This is a genomic window from Nonomuraea sp. NPDC000554 (genome assembly GCF_040300065.1).
Classification (GTDB): domain Bacteria; phylum Actinomycetota; class Actinomycetes; order Streptosporangiales; family Streptosporangiaceae; genus Nonomuraea.
The window spans coordinates 337,030-355,213 of sequence record NZ_JBEPDC010000001.1 but is presented as its reverse complement, the minus strand read 5'-3'; the positions used below and the strand labels follow the sequence as shown (position 1 = coordinate 355,213).

Here is an 18,184-nt window from a genome sequence, read left to right as displayed (position 1 = left end):
GCCGGGTGTGAAGTCTTGGTCAGACTTCCGTAAAACCGGCGTAAGGTAGGCGCCTGACTGAGTCCCGCCGGTCAAGGAGCACCACCCATGCCCGTCACCCCTTGCGGCTTCGCCCGCACGCCGGAGAAGGGGCTCGCCCGCCTGCACTGGTCCAGCGAAGGCTGGGCCGTCGACGGCTGTCCGGCCGACGTCGACAGCCTGCGCCCGCTGCGCGGCCTGGAGATCGAGTGGCCCGAGGCCGCGGTGCCGCTTGACGGCCTCATGCGGCTGGCGGCGGCCGGCGTGCCGCTGACCGCCGAGCGCACCCCCGCCTGGCTGCCTGCCGGCCTCGCCGCGCTGCTCACCGACCGCGCCTGGCTCGCGCACGCCGCCGACGGCACCGCGCGCTGCCTGGCCGACCTGCGCCGCGAGGAGCACAGCGTCCGGCTGCGCCGCCTGGCCCACCATCCGGCGGCCAACCCGCCCAAGGTCAGCGCGGTGATGTCGACCAGGCGTCCGCACCTGCTCGGCGGCGCGCTCGCGCAGCTCGCCCGCCAGCGCGGCCTGGAGGTCGAGGTGCTGCTCGGCCTGCACGGGCTCGCCTTCGAGCAGGTGCGGGAGGCCGTCGAAGGCTGTCCGCTGCCGGTCGCGTGGCTCGAGGCGGCGGCCGAGGTGCCGTTCGGTCAGGTGCTGAACGACGTGGCGGCCATGGCGAGCGGCGACTTCGTCGCCAAGTGGGACGACGACGACTGGTACGGCCCCGACCACCTGACCGACCTGGTGATGGCGCAGTCGTACTCGGGGGCCGACATCGTCGGCGCCGCCGCCGAGTTCTTCTATCTGGAGCCCCTGAAAGCGACGATCAGGCGCACCACATTCGGCAGCGGCGCCGCCTATCCGAGCGAGGTCTGGAGTGATCATGTCGCGGGCGGAACGATCTTGTTAGCCCGAGCGCAATTCCGCGATATTGGTGGATTTCCCGCCTTGACCAGTGCAGTGGACCGCGAATTCCTCAAGGCCGCCCACGAGGCGGGCGCCCGGATCTACCGCACCCACGGCCTCGGATACGTGCTGCGCCGCATGCTCAGCGGTGAGCACACCTGGCAGCTGCCGCTCGCCCACTTCCTCAAGATCGCCGCCAACCAGTGGCGGGGCTTCCGCCCGAGCCTGCTGATGGAAGCGGCATGAGGGTACGCGGCAACGACTACCGCGTCCTCCAGCCGCCGGAACGGTTCACGCCCGAGCTGCGCGTCAGCGTGATCGTCCCGGCCTACGGAGGCCAGGACCAGCTGAACCTCGTCCTCGCGGCGCTGGACCGGCAGACCTACCCGGCAGAGCTGACCGAGATCATCGTGGTCGACAACGGCAGCTCGCCCCCGCTCACGCTGCCGTCCGGCTCGGCCGCCCGCCTGCTCGTCTGCGAGCAGCCCGGACGCGCCGCCGCCCGCAATGCCGGGCTGGCCGAGGCGAGCGGCGACGTCATCCACTGGCTCGACTCCGACGTCGTGCTCACCTCCGGCGCGGTCGAGGCGCACATGCGCTGGCACCACGCCGCGCCGTACCTGGTCGTGACCGGCTACATCAGGTTCACCGACGCCCCCGTGCCCGTGAGCCTGCCCGACGACCTGGAGCGCGCGTTCGAGCCCGCCGAGCCGCACGCCTGGATCGTCGACCTGGTCGAGCGCACCAACGGGCTCACCGACAACCCGCAGCGCCCGTTCAGCCTGCACGTCGGCGGCGCCACCTCGGTCAACGCCCGCCTGGTCGAGGCCGCCGGCCCGATGGACGACGAGCTGATCCTCGGCCAGGACACCGAGATGGGCTACCGGCTGGCGCAGGCCGGCGCGGTGTTCGTGCCGGAGCCGCGGGCTCGCGCCTACCACCTCGGCCCCACCATGCGGATGCGCGACAAGCAGCGCATCGACCGGGTCAGCCACGCCTTCGTCGCCGACCGCATCCCGGCCTACCGCTGGCTGCGCTCGCATCCGTCCCGGCAGTGGAAGGTCCCGTACGTCGCGGCCGTCCTCGACGGGACGGCCGGCTACGACGTCGTCCGGCCCGCCGTGGACGCCCTGCTGGCCGGCACCGTCCCGGACGTCTCGGTCACGCTGGTCGGCCCGTGGGCCTCGCTGGAGCGCGACCGCCGTGCCCCGCTCAAGGACCCCTCGCTCGAACTGGTGCTGGTCCACGGCCACTACCTGCACGAGGGGCGGGTGTGCCTGGCCGAAACCGGCGAGCCCGACCCCGGCGCGCCGTACGTGCTGCGCCTGCCGCCCGGCTGGGCCCCGGGGGAGGACAGCCTCGCCAGGCTCCTCGACCTGGCCCGCGACGAGGGGCTGGGGCTGGTCAACGTGCTGCTGGACGAGTCGGAGCAGGGGGTCGTCTCCGCCCGCCTTGAGCGCGTGTCGGCCTTCGCCCGCGCCGCGCTGGTCGTCCGGCCGGGAGAGTCGCTGGACGACGCCGTCGACGACGTGTCGGGCGTGTCCTGGGTCGAGGGCGAGACCTACGGCTTCACTCGCGAGCCCGGAGAGCCCGCCGGACGCAGGAGCGCCTACCGCACCAGGGTCGACGCCCAGGCGGAGGCCGCCCGCCTGGCCAAGGAGGTCGAGCGGCTGCGCGGCCAGGTCACCAAGTGGCGTGACGAGTCGAAGCGCTGGCGCAAGAGCGCCGTGGAACTGCGCCGCGAGGTCGGCACGCTGCGCCGCAAGCTCAGCGCCGCCAACCGCGCCCAGCCCGGCATGCGGGCCCTGCTCTCGACCACGGTCAAGCGCGCCCTGGGCAAGAAGCCACGCACCTGACCGATGGGCCGGGTGCCCGTCAGTTGGCGCGCGGGCTGCGCGACCGTGCCCGTCAGGTGGCGCGCGGGGCCGAGCGCGGGCTGCGCGATCGCGCCCGTCAGTTGGCGCGCAGGGCCGAGCGCAGGCGGCGGAGCAGCTTCTTGTCCCCCTCCTCCGGGGCGGCGGCCTCGGGGGCGGGCGTCGCGGGAGCCGGGATCGTGACCGGCTGGGGCGCGGGGGCCGGCGGCCAGTAGCGGGCGGGCTCGGCGTGCCGCACGCCGTGCGTGGTCGCGATGATCCCGTCCAGGTCGTCGCCGGGATCGGCCAGCAGCAGGGCGCGGGCCAGGGCGGACGTGCGCTCGAGACGCGCGGTCCTGCCGTCGTCCAGGTCGACGACCAGCACGCCCGTCAGGTCCTTCTGGACCGTCTCGATCATGCGCTCCAGCGTCGCCCTGTGCAGCGGGACGTCCACCGGGCCCCGGTAGCGGAACGGCGTCGGCGCGGGCGTCGGCGCGGCCTCGTCGATCAGCCTGACGCGCTCGTCATGGGAGAACAGGTCGCGCATCAGCCGCAGCTCGAAGTCCGGGTCGCCGAGCGACCAGCGCCGCCCGCCGGCCAGCCGCGACCACGGGCCGACCAGTGTCACCACGACGTCCTGCAGCTTGCCGTCCAGGGCCGCCGCGACCGCCTCCCGCACCACGGACTCGGACGCGTCCGTCACGTCCAGGACGATCTCCACGTACGGCACCAGCCATCGGCGCCCGCGGTCCTTGCGCAGGTCGCGACGGAGCGGGACGCGGTGCGCCAGGTACGGTTCGACGGCGCGGACCGCGCGCTCCCTGTCGAGGTGCTGCGCGGGCAGGCCCAGGTGCACCGCCTGCGCGTCCAGGTCGGGGATGAACACGACGCCGTGCATGGCCAGGCGGTAGGCGAACTCGGTGTCCTCGCCGCGGACCACGGTCGGGTCCAGGCCGCCCACCGCGTGGAAGACGTCCCGGGGAAGGGAGACGGTGGGCCCGGTGCACACGTGGTAGGGGTTGCGGCTCTTGCGCAGGCCGTCCGTCTTGGCGATCGTCGCCTCGGTGGAGCTGGCCACGGCCCGGTCCAGGTCGACGAGGTCCGACAGCTGCCCGGCCCGGAAGACCTGCTCAGGAGTGAGCGAGGGCGCCTCGACGAACTTCTTCATGCCGATCGTGACCAGGTAGTCGGTCAGGTGGTGCCAGCGGGCGAGCGCCTCGATGTGCTCGCGGCTCGGCAGCATGTCGGCGTCGAGGCGCTGGATGATCTCGCCGTCGGCCGCCCGCGCGCCGGTGTTGACCGCGTTCGAGATGCCCCAGCCCGTCTCCACCCTGACGACGCGGGTGTTGACCGGCCTGATCTCCGCCAGGTGGATCGGCGGCTCGCTGCCGTCGTCGACGACCAGGACCTCCATGAGGTGGTCCGGGTACGTCTGCGCGGCCAGCGCCGCCAGCGTCAGGCCCAGGTGCGGTCCGCCGTGTGCGGGAATCACCACGCTCACGGACAGGGCAGGCGACCAGCCGCCGAGCGGCGGTGGCGTCAGTGGAGAAAAGTCGTTCTGCGCCAGAGCAGGACGCGCGTTCATGGTGATGACCCCCCTGCCGAGACTGTATCGGGAGATGCTGAGAATTTCCTGATTTGCTGACTGTCCGCGCGGCCGGACGCGGCTCCGGCCCAGCCTTCGCATCCCGGTAGACTCTGTGCCCAACACCGCAGGTAGGGGAGTCAACATGAGCAGGTCCTGGCGTGGCCTCATCGAGGAGTACCGCGAGCGGCTTCCGGTCACCACGAAGACGCCCGTCATCACGCTCCTCGAAGGCGGCACGCCGTTGGTGCCCGCGCACCGCGTCTCTGCGCTCACCGGGTGCGACGTCTTTCTGAAGGTGGAGGGCGCCAACCCGACGGGCAGCTTCAAGGACCGTGGCATGACCATGGCCATCAGCAAGGCCGTGGAGGAGGGGGCCAAGGCGGTCATCTGCGCCTCCACCGGCAACACCTCGGCCTCGGCCGCCGCGTACGCCGTGCGCGCCGGGCTGACCTGCGCCGTCCTCGTGCCGCGCGGCAAGATCGCGATGGGCAAGCTGGCCCAGGCGCTCGTCCACGGAGCCACCCTGTTGCAGGTCGAGGGGTCGTTCGACGACTGCCTGGAGATGACCCGCAAGCTGTCGTCCAGCTATCCGATCGCGCTGGTCAACTCGGTGAACCCGTTCAGGCTCCAGGGCCAGAAGACGGCCGCCTTCGAGATCGTCGACACCCTCGGCGACGCCCCCGACATCCACTGCATCCCCGTGGGCAACGCGGGCAACATCTCGGCCTACTGGATGGGCTACCAGGAGTACGCCGCCGACGGCGTCGCCACCAAGGCGCCGCGTATGTTCGGCTTCCAGGCCAGCGGCGCGGCCCCGATCGTGCACGGCGCGCCCGTGGCGCACCCGCACACGATCGCCACCGCCATCCGCATCGGCAACCCGGCCTCCTGGCAGCTCGCCACGGCGGCGCGCGACGAGTCGGGCGGCGCGATCCAGGCCGTCACCGACCGCCAGATCGCCGCCGCCTACAAGCTGCTCGCGCAGGAGGAGGGCGTCTTCGTCGAGCTCGCCTCCGCGGCCAGCGTCGCCGGGCTCCTGCAGGCGCACCAGCAGGGCCTCATCGCTCCCGGGCAGCGCGTCGTCTGCACGGTCACGGGCAACGGCCTCAAGGATCCCGACTGGGCGATCTCCGGCGCTCCGGCGCCCGTCACCATCCCCATCGACGTCCACGCCGCGGCCGCGGCGCTGAACCTGGCGTAGCGCGCGCGACGCGCAGACGGGGCCGTGCCGGCGTGCCCCGTCCCGTCGGCGTGCCCATGAGAGACAACCAGAGGAAGACGACATGAGGACCGTTGAGGTACGGGTGCCGGCGACGTCGGCGAACCTGGGGCCGGGGTTCGACGCGCTCGGGCTGGCGCTGGCGCTCTTCGACGAGGTCGAGGCGGCCATCACCGGCGAGCCGGGCGTGCGGGTGAGCGTCGAGGGCGAGGGCGCGGGCGAGGTGGACCTCGGTGAGGGGCACCTGGTCGTCCAGACCATGCGCAAGACGTTCGACCACATGCGCGTCCCGCAGCCCGCCGGGATCCGGCTGCGCTGCCGCAACCGCATCCCGCACGCGCGCGGCCTCGGCTCGTCGTCCGCGGCCGTCAGTGCCGGCATCCTCGCCGCGCGTGCGCTGAGCGACGCCGAGATGTCCGACGACGAGGTGTTCGCGCTGGCCACGGAGATCGAGGGGCACCCCGACAACGTCGCGCCCTGCCTGGCCGGTGGGCTGGTCATCGCCTGGTCCGACCACTCCGGCGCACCGCGTATGGTGAAACTTGAACCCGATCCGCGGATTCGTCCCGTCGTGCTCGTACCGGCGACGCGGCTGTCCACGGAGACGGCGAGGGGGCTGCTGCCGAAGGATGTGCCCCACAAGGACGCCTCTTTCAACGCCGGCAGGGCCGCGCTGCTGATCGCCGCGCTGACCCAGCGGCCGGAGCGGGAGTTGTTGCTCGCCGCCACGGAAGACCGGCTCCACCAGGCCTACCGCGCGCCTGCGATGCGGGGGAGCATGGATCTGGTAGAACGTCTCCGTGCAGTGGGCGTGCCCGCGGTCGTTTCGGGAGCGGGTCCCACAGTTCTTGCGTTTTCGACACCGGATACGCAGGATTTGATCGCGCCAGAAGTGGGTAAAGACTGGCACATCCAGCAAATGGACGTCGACCCGGTTGGTGCGGACGTTCGGTTCCCCGAGACACGCTGATGCCTCTTTAGACCTTCAGGGAATAGCCGTGTGCGCTGGTGATGTTAGGCTGGTAGCCGCACCAGATGCCCCCTTGGTGGGTGCGTGCTTGTCAGCCACACATCGCTGCATCATGCTTCACGTCGCGAGGCGTGAGCAGCGCGGCTGTCTCCCCGGAATCCGTTGCCTCCGGTTGGCCCACACCCGGTTGGCCCAACGTGAGGCGGTGGCGACGGGGGCCTGCGCGTTCGAATCACTCGACATCTGGCTGGCGACAGCAATCTGGGGGGTGTTATCCACGCGCCACCGTCCTGTGGCGGCCTGGACGAGCCCCTCCCCAAGAGTGGCGGCCGTCCCCAGAGGCGGCCGAAGATCGCAACGTGCACCCCGACCCGGTCTGTCCCGCCGGATCGCAAGCACCTCCGGGACGTCCGGCAGAACAAACCCGGCGCCCGACCCCTGGGAAGGACCTTTTAGTTGAGCGACACCACCGAACTCCTCTCCGACGCATCAGGTGCGTCCGGCGACACCCCCACCCGCGCCGCGGCCAAGCCGCGCGCGCGTCGCTCTGGCACCGGCCTGTCCGCCAAGGTGCTGCCCGAGCTGCAGAAAATGGCTGCCGAGCTGGGCATCAGCGGGACCGGGCGGATGCGGAAGAGCCAGCTCATCGCGGCCATCCAGGAGAAGCAGGGTGGCGGTACCGGAGACAGCGCGCCTGCTGCCGCAGCGGAGGCGCCTGCCGCCGCCGACCCGGCGCCCGCCGCGGAGCGGCCCACCCGTGCCCGTCGGGAACGTTCCCGTACGCGGGCCGCGGAAGAGCCCGCCCCGGCGCCTGCCGTAGAGGCTCCCGAGCCGGTGGCGCAGGCCGCCGAGCCCGTGGTCGCGCAGGCCGAGCCGGTCGTCGAGCAGGCTGCGCAGTCTGCCGACCCGGCGAACGACAGCCGAGGCGAGCGGGGCGAGAGCCGCCGCGAGCGCCGCAGCCGCGGTGAGCGCCGCGACCGTGGCGACCGGCCCGGCAACGACCGCGGAGAGGGCGGCCGTGGCGAGAGCGGGCGCGACTCCCGCGACTCCCGCGACGGGCGCGACGGCAACCGCGCCGACCAGCGCGAGCGCGCCGCCGACGCGGGCGGCCGCGGTGACCAGCGCAGCGACCAGCGTGGCGATCAGCGCGGTGACCAGCGTGCCGATCAGCGCGGTGACCAGCGCGGTGACGACGACGAGCGCGGCGGGCGTGGCCGCAGGGGCCGCTTCAGGGAGCGCAACCGCGGTCGTGGCCGCGACCGCTTCGACAGCAGCGAGCCCGTCATCGGCGACGACGACGTGCTCATCCCGATCGCCGGCATCCTCGACATCCTCGACAACTATGCGTTCGTCCGCACGAGCGGCTACCTGCCCGGCAGCAACGACGTCTACGTCTCGCTCGCCCAGATCCGCCGCAACGGCCTGCGCAAGGGCGACGTCATCACCGGCGCCGTCCGGCAGCCGCGCGATGGCGAGCGGCGCGAGAAGTTCAACGCCCTGGTCCGCCTTGACACCGTCAACGGCATGGACCCGGACCAGGCCCGCAACAGGCCCGACTTCAACAAGCTGACGCCGCTCTACCCGCAGGACCGCCTGCGTGTCGAGACCGAGCCGAACGTCCTCACCACGCGGATCATCGACCTCGTCTCGCCGATCGGCAAGGGCCAGCGCGGTCTCATCGTCTCGCCGCCCAAGGCCGGTAAGACGATGGTGCTGCAGTCGATCGCCAACGCGATCACCCACAACAACCCCGAGTGCCACCTGATGGTCGTGCTCGTGGACGAGCGCCCTGAAGAGGTCACCGACATGCAGCGGTCGGTCAAGGGCGAGGTCATCCACTCGACCTTCGACCGTCCGGCCGAAGACCACACCACGGTCGCCGAGCTCGCCATCGAGCGGGCGAAGCGCCTGGTGGAGCTGGGCCACGACGTGGTCGTGCTGCTCGACTCCATCACCCGTCTCGGGCGCGCCTACAACCTCGCGGCTCCCGCGAGCGGCCGCATCCTGTCGGGTGGTGTCGACTCGACCGCGCTGTACCCGCCGAAGCGCTTCTTCGGCGCCGCGCGGAACATCGAGAACGGCGGCTCGCTGACGATCCTCGCCACGGCCCTGGTCGAGACCGGGTCCAAGATGGACGAGGTCATCTTTGAGGAGTTCAAGGGCACCGGCAACATGGAGCTCAAGCTCAACCGCTCCCTGGCCGACAAGCGCATCTTCCCCGCGGTGGACGTCGACGCGTCCAGCACCCGTAAGGAAGAGATCCTCATGGCCAAGGAAGAGCTCCAGATCGTCTGGAAGCTGCGCCGGGTGCTGCACGCGCTCGACATGCAGCAGGCTCTCGAGCTGCTTCTGGAGAAGATGAAGGAGACGAAGTCCAACGCGGAGTTCCTCCTGCAGGTCCAGAAGACCACCGTGAGCAACGACCGCGACTAGGTCCAGCGTCGTGACCGCGGCGCGGTGACGTGCCGCTCATGACATGACAGAGGCGGCCGGGGGGAGTCCCCGGCCGCCTCTGCGCGTTCTGTGGCGGGCGCCGGCCCCCGGGCTGATGCCCGAGGGCGCTGATACGGCCTGCATCCGGGGTTGGGGATGCGGGCCGTACCGGCTATCTGACGTCCACGAACTCCTGCGGCGACAGCGCGCTGCGGGTGGAACCGGTGCCCGGCGCCTTCACGCGGAAGTAGCCGTCCTTCTTGGCCTTGTACGTCTTGGAGTACTTGCCGCTCGAGTTGGCCTTGGCGAAGCCCAGGAGCTTGTACGACTTGGCGCCCTTGGCCTTGAAGTACACCTCCAGGGTCTTGTTCTTGTAGGCCTTGGTGCCGCGGTACGCCTTGCCGTAGACCTTGAAGGTCTTGCCCTTCTTCACCTTGGCCGGGGCGTTGATGGTGACCCTGGCCTTGGCCTTCTTGGAGGCGCCGCCCGCCGGGGCCTCGACCGAGAACGAGCCGACGCCCTTGAGGGCCTGCCCGTCGCGGCTGGCGTAGATCTCGACGGTCCACGCGCCGGGGGCGGTGTCGTCGCTGAAGTACGTGGTGCCGCGGTAGTAGCCGTCGTAGTCCTTGGACAGGTCGCCGAGGTCGTAGTACTCGTTGGTCGTGTCGCTGACGAGCTTGGCGGAGACCGTGCTCGCGTCCTTCACGGACGCCTCGACGGTGACCTTGACGTCCTCACCCTTGACCAGCTTGACCGGGTCGGGGGTGACGTTGGCGCCGGAGATGCCCTGCTTGCCGGTGACCTTGACGACGAACGCGGTCGACTGCGAGCCGCCGTTGCGCGTGACGTTGACCGTCAGCTTCCAGTCGCCGACGGGGTCGTCCTTGCTGATCGTCCACCTGCCGGTGATGGTCCGGTCGGCGGACGGGGACGGGGTGGCGCTGGGGGTGCCCGTCGAGGTGCCCGTCGAGGTGCCCGTCGAGGTGCTCGGCGTGAAGTCGAAGCTCACCCCGCGGGCCGACTTGCCGGGCGGCTCGATGCTGCCCGTGATGCTGCTCCTGACCGAGTCCGGGTCCTTGAGCCTGAGCGTCACGGTCGCCTCGACGTCGCTCTGGAGCGGGACGTGGGCGTTGGCCGAGGCGTCCCCCGTGAAGTCGTCCCCGGCCGTCAGAGCCTGCTGTGAGGCCTGCGCGGCCGTGGCGGAGAGGCCGGCGCCTCCCAGGAGAATCGCGGCCCCCGTGGCGGTCGCCAGAAGCAACCGCACCCTTCTCTTCATGTGTTGGTCTGTCCTTCGGGCTCGATCCCATATGTGGGGAAAGTTATGGTTTGTGCGCCGGAGCCTAGTGTGACTGGGGTGCCTTCGTCATAAAGATCGTGGGAATGCCTGGTGGCCTGGGACGGTTACAGCATCTGGCACACTGGTAGCTGACCATTGAGCGGTTCCGGTTCCCGCCACGCTGGCGACCCGGCGGCCGCACCCCGAAAGGACAGCCATGAAGGCCGATATCCACCCCGACTACCACGTGACCCAGGTGACCTGCTCCTGCGGTAACACGTTCACCACCCGCAGCACCGCGAAGAACGGCGTCATCCACGCCGACGTGTGCTCGGCCTGCCACCCGTTCTACACGGGCAAGCAGAAGATCCTCGACACCGGCGGCCGGGTGGCGCGCTTCGAGAAGCGCTTCGGCAAGAAGTCCTCGGGCAACTAGCCCAACCGACGCCGGCCCGGACGCACGCTCGTGCGCCGGGTCGGCGTTGTTGGTAAATCGCCCGGTACCACCCAGAAGAAGGACGCACGGTGAATCTCGACGAGTTGCTCAAGGAGTATTCCGAGCTGGAGACGCAGCTCGCCGATCCCGCCGTGCACGCCGACCAGAACAAGGCCCGCACGCTCGGCAAGCGCTACGCCCAGCTCACCCCGATCGTCGGCACCTACCGCGAGCTCGACTCGGCCCGCGAGGACCTCACCGCCGCCAGGGAGCTGGCGAGCGAGGACGACGCGTTCGCCGCCGAGGCCGCCGAGATCGAGGAGCGCATCCCCCATCTGGAGGAGCGGCTCAAGCACCTGCTCATCCCGCGCGATCCCAACGATGACAAGGACATCATCATGGAGATCAAGGCGGGCGAGGGCGGCGAGGAGTCCGCGCTCTTCGCGGGCGACCTGCTCCGGATGTACCTGCGCTACTCGGAGCGCATCGGCTGGAAGACCGAGATCATCGACTCCCAGCCCTCCGACCTGGGCGGCTACAAGGACGTCACGGTCGCGATCAAGGCCAAGGGCGACGACGGCGTGTGGTCCAGGCTCAAGTTCGAAGGTGGCGTCCATCGCGTGCAGCGGGTGCCCGTCACCGAGTCGCAGGGTCGCATCCACACCAGCGCCGCCGGAGTGCTCGTCTACCCCGAGGCCGAGGAGGTCGACGTCCAGATCGACCCCAACGACCTGCGCATCGACGTCTACCGCTCCAGCGGCCCGGGCGGTCAGAGCGTCAACACCACCGACTCCGCGGTCCGCATCACGCACCTGCCCACCGGCACCGTGGTCTCCTGCCAGAACGAGAAGAGCCAGCTCCAGAACAAGGACTCCGCGCTGCGCATCCTGCGCGCCCGGCTGTTGGCCATCGCCCAGGAGGAGGCCGACGCCGCGGCGCAGGCGGAGCGCAAGTCCCAGGTGCGCACGGTCGACCGCTCCGAGCGCATCCGCACCTACAACTTCCCGGAAAACCGCATCTCCGACCACCGCGTCGGCTTCAAGGCGTATAACCTCGACCAGGTTCTCGACGGCGAGCTCAGCGCCGTCACCCAGGCCCTCATCGACGCCGAGATGGCGGAGAAGCTCGCACAACACTCATGACATTTCTGCTGGACGAGATCGCTCTCGCCACCGCCCGGCTGGCCGAGGCAGGCGTGCCCTCCCCGCGCACCGACGCGGAGGAGATAGCGGCCTTCGTCCACGGCGTGCGCAGAAGCGAGCTGCACACGATCAAGGACGCCGACTTCGACGCCCTGTTCTGGGAGGGCATCGCCAGGCGCGAGGCCCGCGAGCCGCTCCAGCACATCACCGGGCACGCCTACTTCCGTTACCTGGAGCTCAGGGTCGGGCCGGGCGTGTTCGTGCCGCGTCCCGAGACCGAGGTCATGGCGGGCTGGGCCATCGAGACGCTGCGCGCGATGGACGTCACGGCTCCGCTGGTCGTCGACCTCGGCACCGGCTCCGGCGCGATCGCGCTGTCGATCGCCCAGGAGGTGGCGCTCGCCGAGGTGCACGCCGTCGAGGTCGATCCCGACGCGTACGGGTGGGCCAAGCGCAACATCAGCGAGCACGGCCAGGGCCGCGTCCACCTGCACCCGGAAGACCTCGCCGAAGCCCTGCCCGAGTTGAACGGCAAGGTCGACCTGGTCATCTCCAACCCGCCCTACATCCCGCCCGGCGCGATCCCGCGTGACCCCGAGGTCCGCGACTACGATCCGACGCGGGCGCTGTACGGCACCGGCGACGACGGGCTCGGCGAGGTGCGGGCCGTCGAGCGCACGGCCCGTCGGCTGCTGCGTCCCGGTGGCTGGGCCGCCGTCGAGCACGCCGACCAGCAGGGCAGGGACGTCTACCTGACCTTCCCCGAAGACAACGGCTGGCGCGACGTGCGCCTCCGCCAGGATCTCACCAGAAGAGACCGCTTCGTCACCGCCCGACTGGGCCAGGACTAGGAGCACGCCATGGGCAACCGCTACGACTGCACGGACCTGGAGCAGCGTGCCCAGGGCCTGACCGAGGCCGCGGCCGCCGTGCGGCGCGGCGAGCTCGTCGTGCTGCCGACCGACACCGTGTACGGCATCGGCGCCGACGCTTTCACCCACACCGCCGTCGCCGCCCTGCTCGACGCCAAGGGCAGGGGCCGCGACATGCCGCCGCCCGTGCTCGTCGGCACGGTCAGGGCCGCCACCGCGCTCGTCGAGGACCTCGGCCCCTACGGGCAGGACCTCATCGACGCGTTCTGGCCCGGCCCGCTTACGCTGGTGTGCAAGGCCAACCGGGCGCTGTCGTGGGACCTCGGCGACACCAAGGGCACGGTGGCGCTGCGGATGCCGCTCCACCCCGTCGCGCTCGACCTGCTCAAGGAGACCGGCCCGATGGCCGTCTCCAGCGCCAACCGCTCCGGCGCCCCCGCCGCCACCACGGCGGAGGAGGCCGAGGAGCAGCTCGGCGACTCGGTGGCCGTCTACCTCGACGGGGGCAAGACCACCGACGACACGCCGTCCACCATCCTCGACCTCACCACGGCCGTGCCCAGGATGCTCAGGAGCGGCGCCATCCCCGTGCAGAAGCTGCGCGGCATCATCGGGTACGTCGCCACCGACGAGTGACGTATACCGTCTGCTTATCCCGGCTGCGGCCGCGGGCCTCGCGTGCGTACGGTGAATCCTGGAGCGGCGACAGGTCCGGGAGTGGCGCATGGGCAAGTTCGACGGCATGGATCCCAAGCTGGTTCGCGATCTGCTGGCCGAGGTGAAGCGGGCCACCACGCAGCTGCGCACCATGGAGGGCCGGGTCACGCAGGCCATGAGCACGGCCGGGCTGGCGACGCACGCGACGTACCGTCCCGCGCAGGTGGCCGACACCGCCGAGGAGATGGTCCGCGACGTCAACACCAGGCTGACGCTGCTGGAGAAGAAGGCCGACCGGCCGAAGGCGGCCGAAACGGGGGCCACGCTCGGCGGCGACGCCAAGGAGCGGCACGGCGACGAGCGCGCCAGGTACGAGAACCCCCGAGCCGACACCCCCAAGGCCGACGACGCTCAGCCCAAGGACACGCCGAAGACCGGCGAAGACCACCCCAAGGACACCCCCAGGACGGGCGACGGGCAGCCGAAACACACCCCCAAGGCCGAGGACCCCCAGCCGAAGGACACCCCGAAAACCGGCGACACCCACCCCAAGGACACCCCCAAGGCCGACGACGCTCAGCCGAAGGACACGCCGAAGACCGGCGGCGACGTCAGGACGGGCGACGACGGGAAGCCCTGCCACGACACCAGGACCGGCGACGGCACGCGGGCCACGGAGGACCCCAGGGCCACCGGCACCCCGAAAACCGGCGACACCCCCACGGGCACCACTCCGATCGACAACCACCCCGATGCGCACAAGCCCCAGGTGGTCGTGGTCGACGGCGTCAAGGTGCTGCAGGTGCCGATCGACCCGCCCACCGCGGCCGAGCTGGACGACCTGCTGAGGAACATCGACCACATCCGTCCCGCCGACATGCCGGCCATGCCCCACGGAGCACACAACGGCACCACCGGCACCGGCACGGAGGCGACGAACCCCTGGGCGAACGACGGCAGCGACGTCGCCAACGCCACCCCGCCGAACTCCGACGCCTCCGCGGCCGACCATGCCAGGAACGTCCAGCCCATCGACGTCCCCCGTAACGACCCCACGGACACGCCCTCCACCACGGGCACCACGCCTTGCGACGGCGCGAACCAACCGACCACGCCTCCCACCGACGGCACCAGGCCGACGACACCGCCGACGGACGGCACCGTCCAACCGACGCCGCCACCCAGTGACGGCACGACGACAACACCCGCCACTCCGCCGACCGACGGCACCACCCCTCCCACCGACGGCCGGGTCACACCGGCCACTCCGCCCACACACGGAACGACCCAGCCCACGACACCGCCCACCGACGGCACGGCAACACCCACCACTCCGCCCACCGACGGCACGGCAACACCCACCACGCCGCGCACCGGCGACGTCATCCCGCCGACCGCGCCGGCCGGTGACAACACCTCCGCCACACAGGTCCCGCAGACCCCGAGCACGGTCGGCGGCGACGCCACGGCGACGCACGTGGCGCGGCCCCCCACCACGGGCGACGGTTCGATCACGCTGGTCGCGCAGCACACCACCGAGGCAGGCGCGGCCCTGGCGGACGGCGGCGACGTGGTCTCCGTGGACGCCCGGCCGATGGACCTCGACACCCTCAGGACGGTCGTCGAGCACGCCCGCGACATCCAGCCCCTCGACCTGCCCTCCGTGGACGTGCCCGCGGGCGAGTACGGCCACGGCGAGTGGGCGCCGAGGGACGTCGGCCCCGACGGCCCGCCGGGATCGGTCGACCCGGGCACACCGGAGAGGAGCGCGTGATGTACGTGGACCCGCCCGCCCCCCAGCCCCGCCAACCCGGCGAGAAGCCGCCCGCGTCCTCCTCCGCCAACCCCCTCGACGGCCAGCCGAGGACCTGGGAGTTCAACCCGGAGTACCAGCGCCTGGTCACGGCGTGGCAGACCGTCCTGCCTCTCCTGGACACGCTCACAACGTCCCTGGACAAGGCCTACCAGCTCGCCAGGAGCCCGCAGACGTGGGACGCCCCCGTGGGCAAGCGCTACGTCGAGGACATCGCCCAGTGGCGTTCCAGGCTCGCCCTGTACCGGCAGGCGGTGCTCACCTCGATCAGCGACGAGGCCGCCGACACCCCTCGCTGGATTCCCAGCTCTGCCGGGGCGCCCCACGCATTCCAGTAGATCGGTCGTACAGTAGGAAAATGGGTGGTGAACCCTACTACGGTCCAGACTTCGGCCTGCTCCAGCGGCAGGACCCGGAGCTGGCTCAGGTGCTGCTCGACGAGCTCGACAGGGTTCGCGGCGGCATCCAGCTCATCGCGAGCGAGAACTTCACCTCGCCCGCAGTCCTGGCCGCGCTCGGATCCACCCTGACCAACAAGTACGCCGAGGGCTATCCCGGCAGGCGCTACTACGGCGGGTGCGAGGTCGTCGACCGCGCGGAGCGGCTGGCGATCGACCGGGCGCGCAGGCTGTTCGGCGCCGAGCACGCCAACGTCCAGCCGCACTCGGGCGCGTCGGCGAACCTGGCCGCCTACGCCGCGCTGCTCCAGCCGGGCGACACGATGCTGGCGATGGCGCTGTCGCACGGCGGCCACCTGACCCACGGCTCCAAGGTCAACTTCTCGGGCAGGTGGTTCGACGTCGTCTCGTACGGCGTCAGGCGCGATACCGAGCTCATCGACTACGACGAGGTCCGGGACCTGGCGCTGCGGCACCAGCCGAAGGTGATCGTCTGTGGCGCCACCGCCTACCCCCGGCTGATCGACTTCTCGGTGTTCCGCGGCATCGCCGACGAGGTGGGCGCCTGGCTGCTCGCCGACGTGGCGCACCCGATCGGGCTGATGGCGGGCGGGGCGATCCCGTCGGCGGTGCCGTACGCGGACGTCGTCACCTTCACCACGCACAAGGCGCTGCGCGGCCCGCGCGGCGGCGGCATCCTGTGCACGGAGGAGCTGGCCGCGCGGATCGACAGGGCGGTGTTCCCGTTCATCCAGGGCGGCCCGCTCATGCACGCGGTGGCGGCGAAGGCGGTGGCGTTCGGGGAGGCGATGCGGCCGGAGTTCGCCGACTACGCCAGGAAAGTGGTGGTCAACGCGCGGGCGCTGTGCGACGCGCTGGCGGCCGAGGGGATGCGGCCGGTGTCGGGGGGCACCGACACCCACCTGGCACTGATCGACCTGCGCGAGCTGGGAGTGTCGGGCGCGGAGGCCGAGAGGCGCTGCGCGGAGGCGGCGATCACGCTGAACCGCAACGCGATCCCGTATGATCCAGAACCACCGGCCATCACGTCCGGGTTGCGCGTCGGCACGCCGTGCGTCACCACCCAGGGCATGGGGCCTCAGGAGCTCAAAGAGGTAGGCACTCTGGTGGCACAGGCCGTTCGACATCCCGGAACCGCGGCGAGCGTGCGGGAGCGGGTTGCGGCGCTTCTCGCCATCCATCAGCCATATCTCAGCGAATATTAAGCTGGTCTGTGTCGTTTTCCGGTCACAGCTGGCCGGAGCATCCGGGAAACTAGGTCCGTGCGCGAATACCTGTTCATGGCGCTCATCGCGGCAGCGGTGACGTACCTGCTCGTGCCACTCGTGCGCCGTTTCGCCATCCGCATCGGCGCCGTGCCCGAGGTTCGCGCCCGTGACGTGCACACCACACCGACACCCAGGCTGGGCGGCCTGGCGATGTACGGCGGGCTGGTCGCGGGGCTGCTGGTCGCCAGCGAGCTGACCAAGACCGGCGAGGCGCTCAGCAAGTCCGAGGGCCAGCCGGTGCTGGCGCTGATCATCGCCGGCGGCCTGATCACGGTGACCGGGTTCCTCGACGACTGGTGGGGGATGGACCCCTTCATCAAGCTGGCGGGCCAGGTCGCCGCCGCCGGGGTGCTGGTCTACTTCGGGCTCCGCCTCACCTACATCCCGCTGCCGAAGGACTGGGGCGGCTCCACCAGCCTCGACTACACGCTGAGCACGATCATCACGATCCTGGTCGTGGTCGTGGCGATCAACGCGGTCAACTTCGTCGACGGGCTCGACGGGCTCGCGGCCGGGATCGTCGGCATCGCGGCCATGGCCACCTGGGCCTACTCGATCTTCCTCAAGGAGAGCATCAGCGGCCTGCGCATCGACACCACGGCCGCCATCGCCGCCATCCTCATCGGCATCTGCCTGGGGTTCCTGCCGCACAACTTCCACCCGGCGAAGATCTTCATGGGCGACACCGGCGCGATGCTGATCGGGCTGGTGCTGGCCTCCTCGATCGTCACCGTCACGCCGCTCGACCCGTCCGTCATCGAGAACATGAACAAGTTCGGGGTGCTGCTGCCGCTGATCATCCCGGCCGCGGTGCTGGTTCTGCCGCTCATCGACCTGATAACCGCCGTCGTCAGGCGCACCTCACAGGGCCTGTCGCCGTTCGCGCCCGACCGCGGTCACCTGCACCACCGGCTGCTCGACATCGGCCACTCCCACCGCCGGACCGTCCTGATCATGTACGCGTGGACGTTCCTGTTCGCGTTCGGCATCGTGGTGATGTCGAAGATCGGTGTGCCGGTCCTGCTCTTCCTTCCGCTGATTCTGCTCGCCCTCGGCGTCCTGGTGTTGATGGCCGCGCCGCGGTGGCGGGGCAGGGGCGGCGTGCACGCGTCGAGCCGCGACGACGACGATGACGGCCCGCCCACCGGGCCGATGCCGCCCGTCAGGCCTGACACGCAGGTCAGAGGGCAGGCTCGGCGCCCTGACGGGCCGTCGCAGGAACGGGCGAGCGCCGAGGGGAAACCGGTCATTCCTGCATTCCCGGGTCGATCATGATCGTGAACTAGAAACGGCAGGTAAAAGCGGTCTTCCGTGAGC

15 protein-coding genes are annotated in these 18,184 nt (G+C 70.8%); 13 read left to right on the top strand and 2 right to left on the bottom strand.

The window, feature by feature from the left end; all coding sequences use genetic code 11:
- The first annotated feature begins 87 nt into the window (after window positions 1-87).
- Window positions 88-1,167: a glycosyltransferase gene (locus ABT294_RS01885; protein WP_350802831.1), complete on the top strand. Its 1,080-nt coding sequence runs from the start codon at window positions 88-90 to the stop codon at window positions 1,165-1,167.
- Complete coding sequence (locus ABT294_RS01880) at window positions 1,164-2,777, top strand: glycosyltransferase family 2 protein (protein WP_350802829.1); 1,614 nt, start codon at window positions 1,164-1,166, stop codon at window positions 2,775-2,777. Before ABT294_RS01885 ends, ABT294_RS01880 begins: the two co-directional genes overlap by 4 nt.
- Before the next feature lie 97 nt (window positions 2,778-2,874).
- On the opposite strand, the gene ABT294_RS01875 is transcribed toward ABT294_RS01880, so the two are convergent.
- Entirely contained in the window at window positions 2,875-4,359 is a 1,485-nt protein-coding gene (locus ABT294_RS01875; protein ID WP_350802828.1) for a glycosyltransferase family 2 protein, read from the bottom strand.
- A gap of 145 nt (window positions 4,360-4,504) precedes the next feature.
- Between ABT294_RS01875 and thrC the strand changes: the two genes are divergently transcribed.
- The 3 genes from thrC (at window position 4,505) to rho (ending at window position 8,984) form a co-directional block, all read left to right on the top strand.
- Entirely contained in the window at window positions 4,505-5,563 is a 1,059-nt protein-coding gene (thrC, locus tag ABT294_RS01870) for a threonine synthase (RefSeq protein ID WP_350802826.1), read from the top strand.
- A gap of 82 nt (window positions 5,564-5,645) precedes the next feature.
- A complete protein-coding gene (gene thrB / locus ABT294_RS01865; protein WP_350802825.1) occupies window positions 5,646-6,551 on the top strand; it encodes a homoserine kinase in 906 nt (301 codons plus the stop codon).
- Window positions 6,552-7,007: 456 nt separating this feature from the next.
- Window positions 7,008-8,984 carry a transcription termination factor Rho gene (gene rho, locus ABT294_RS01860; RefSeq protein ID WP_350802823.1) on the top strand — a complete coding sequence of 659 codons (1,977 nt, stop codon included), beginning with the start codon at window positions 7,008-7,010 and terminating at the stop codon, window positions 8,982-8,984.
- 172 nt (window positions 8,985-9,156) lie between these two features.
- Here the strand turns inward: rho and ABT294_RS01855 are convergent, their stop codons facing one another.
- Window positions 9,157-10,260 (bottom strand): hypothetical protein, encoded by a 1,104-nt coding sequence (locus ABT294_RS01855; RefSeq protein WP_350802822.1) that lies wholly within the window; start codon window positions 10,258-10,260, stop codon window positions 9,157-9,159.
- Window positions 10,261-10,477: 217 nt separating this feature from the next.
- Here ABT294_RS01855 and rpmE point away from each other — a divergent pair, with 217 nt between their 5' ends.
- The 8 genes from rpmE (at window position 10,478) to ABT294_RS01815 (ending at window position 18,142) form a co-directional block, all read left to right on the top strand.
- Window positions 10,478-10,696: a 50S ribosomal protein L31 gene (gene rpmE / locus ABT294_RS01850; protein ID WP_350802821.1), complete on the top strand. Its 219-nt coding sequence runs from the start codon at window positions 10,478-10,480 to the stop codon at window positions 10,694-10,696.
- A gap of 89 nt (window positions 10,697-10,785) precedes the next feature.
- Window positions 10,786-11,838 carry a peptide chain release factor 1 gene (gene prfA / locus ABT294_RS01845; RefSeq protein WP_350802820.1) on the top strand — a complete coding sequence of 351 codons (1,053 nt, stop codon included), beginning with the start codon at window positions 10,786-10,788 and terminating at the stop codon, window positions 11,836-11,838.
- Window positions 11,835-12,689 carry a peptide chain release factor N(5)-glutamine methyltransferase gene (gene prmC / locus ABT294_RS01840; protein WP_350802819.1) on the top strand — a complete coding sequence of 285 codons (855 nt, stop codon included), beginning with the start codon at window positions 11,835-11,837 and terminating at the stop codon, window positions 12,687-12,689. Before prfA ends, prmC begins: the two co-directional genes overlap by 4 nt.
- A gap of 9 nt (window positions 12,690-12,698) precedes the next feature.
- On the top strand, window positions 12,699-13,346 hold the full coding sequence (locus ABT294_RS01835) for an L-threonylcarbamoyladenylate synthase (RefSeq protein WP_350802818.1): 648 nt from the start codon (window positions 12,699-12,701) through the stop codon (window positions 13,344-13,346).
- Window positions 13,347-13,434: 88 nt separating this feature from the next.
- Window positions 13,435-15,141, top strand: coding sequence for a hypothetical protein (locus ABT294_RS01830; protein WP_350802817.1), 1,707 nt, complete (start codon window positions 13,435-13,437; stop codon window positions 15,139-15,141).
- Window positions 15,141-15,518, top strand: coding sequence for a hypothetical protein (locus ABT294_RS01825; RefSeq protein WP_350802816.1), 378 nt, complete (start codon window positions 15,141-15,143; stop codon window positions 15,516-15,518). The genes ABT294_RS01830 and ABT294_RS01825 overlap by 1 nt, the downstream gene beginning before the upstream one ends.
- 20 nt (window positions 15,519-15,538) lie before the next feature.
- Window positions 15,539-16,804 carry a serine hydroxymethyltransferase gene (gene glyA / locus ABT294_RS01820; protein WP_350802815.1) on the top strand — a complete coding sequence of 422 codons (1,266 nt, stop codon included), beginning with the start codon at window positions 15,539-15,541 and terminating at the stop codon, window positions 16,802-16,804.
- A 57-nt stretch (window positions 16,805-16,861) separates the two neighbouring features.
- On the top strand, window positions 16,862-18,142 hold the full coding sequence (locus tag ABT294_RS01815; RefSeq protein WP_350802814.1) for a glycosyltransferase family 4 protein: 1,281 nt from the start codon (window positions 16,862-16,864) through the stop codon (window positions 18,140-18,142).
- Window positions 18,143-18,184: the final 42 nt, after the last annotated feature.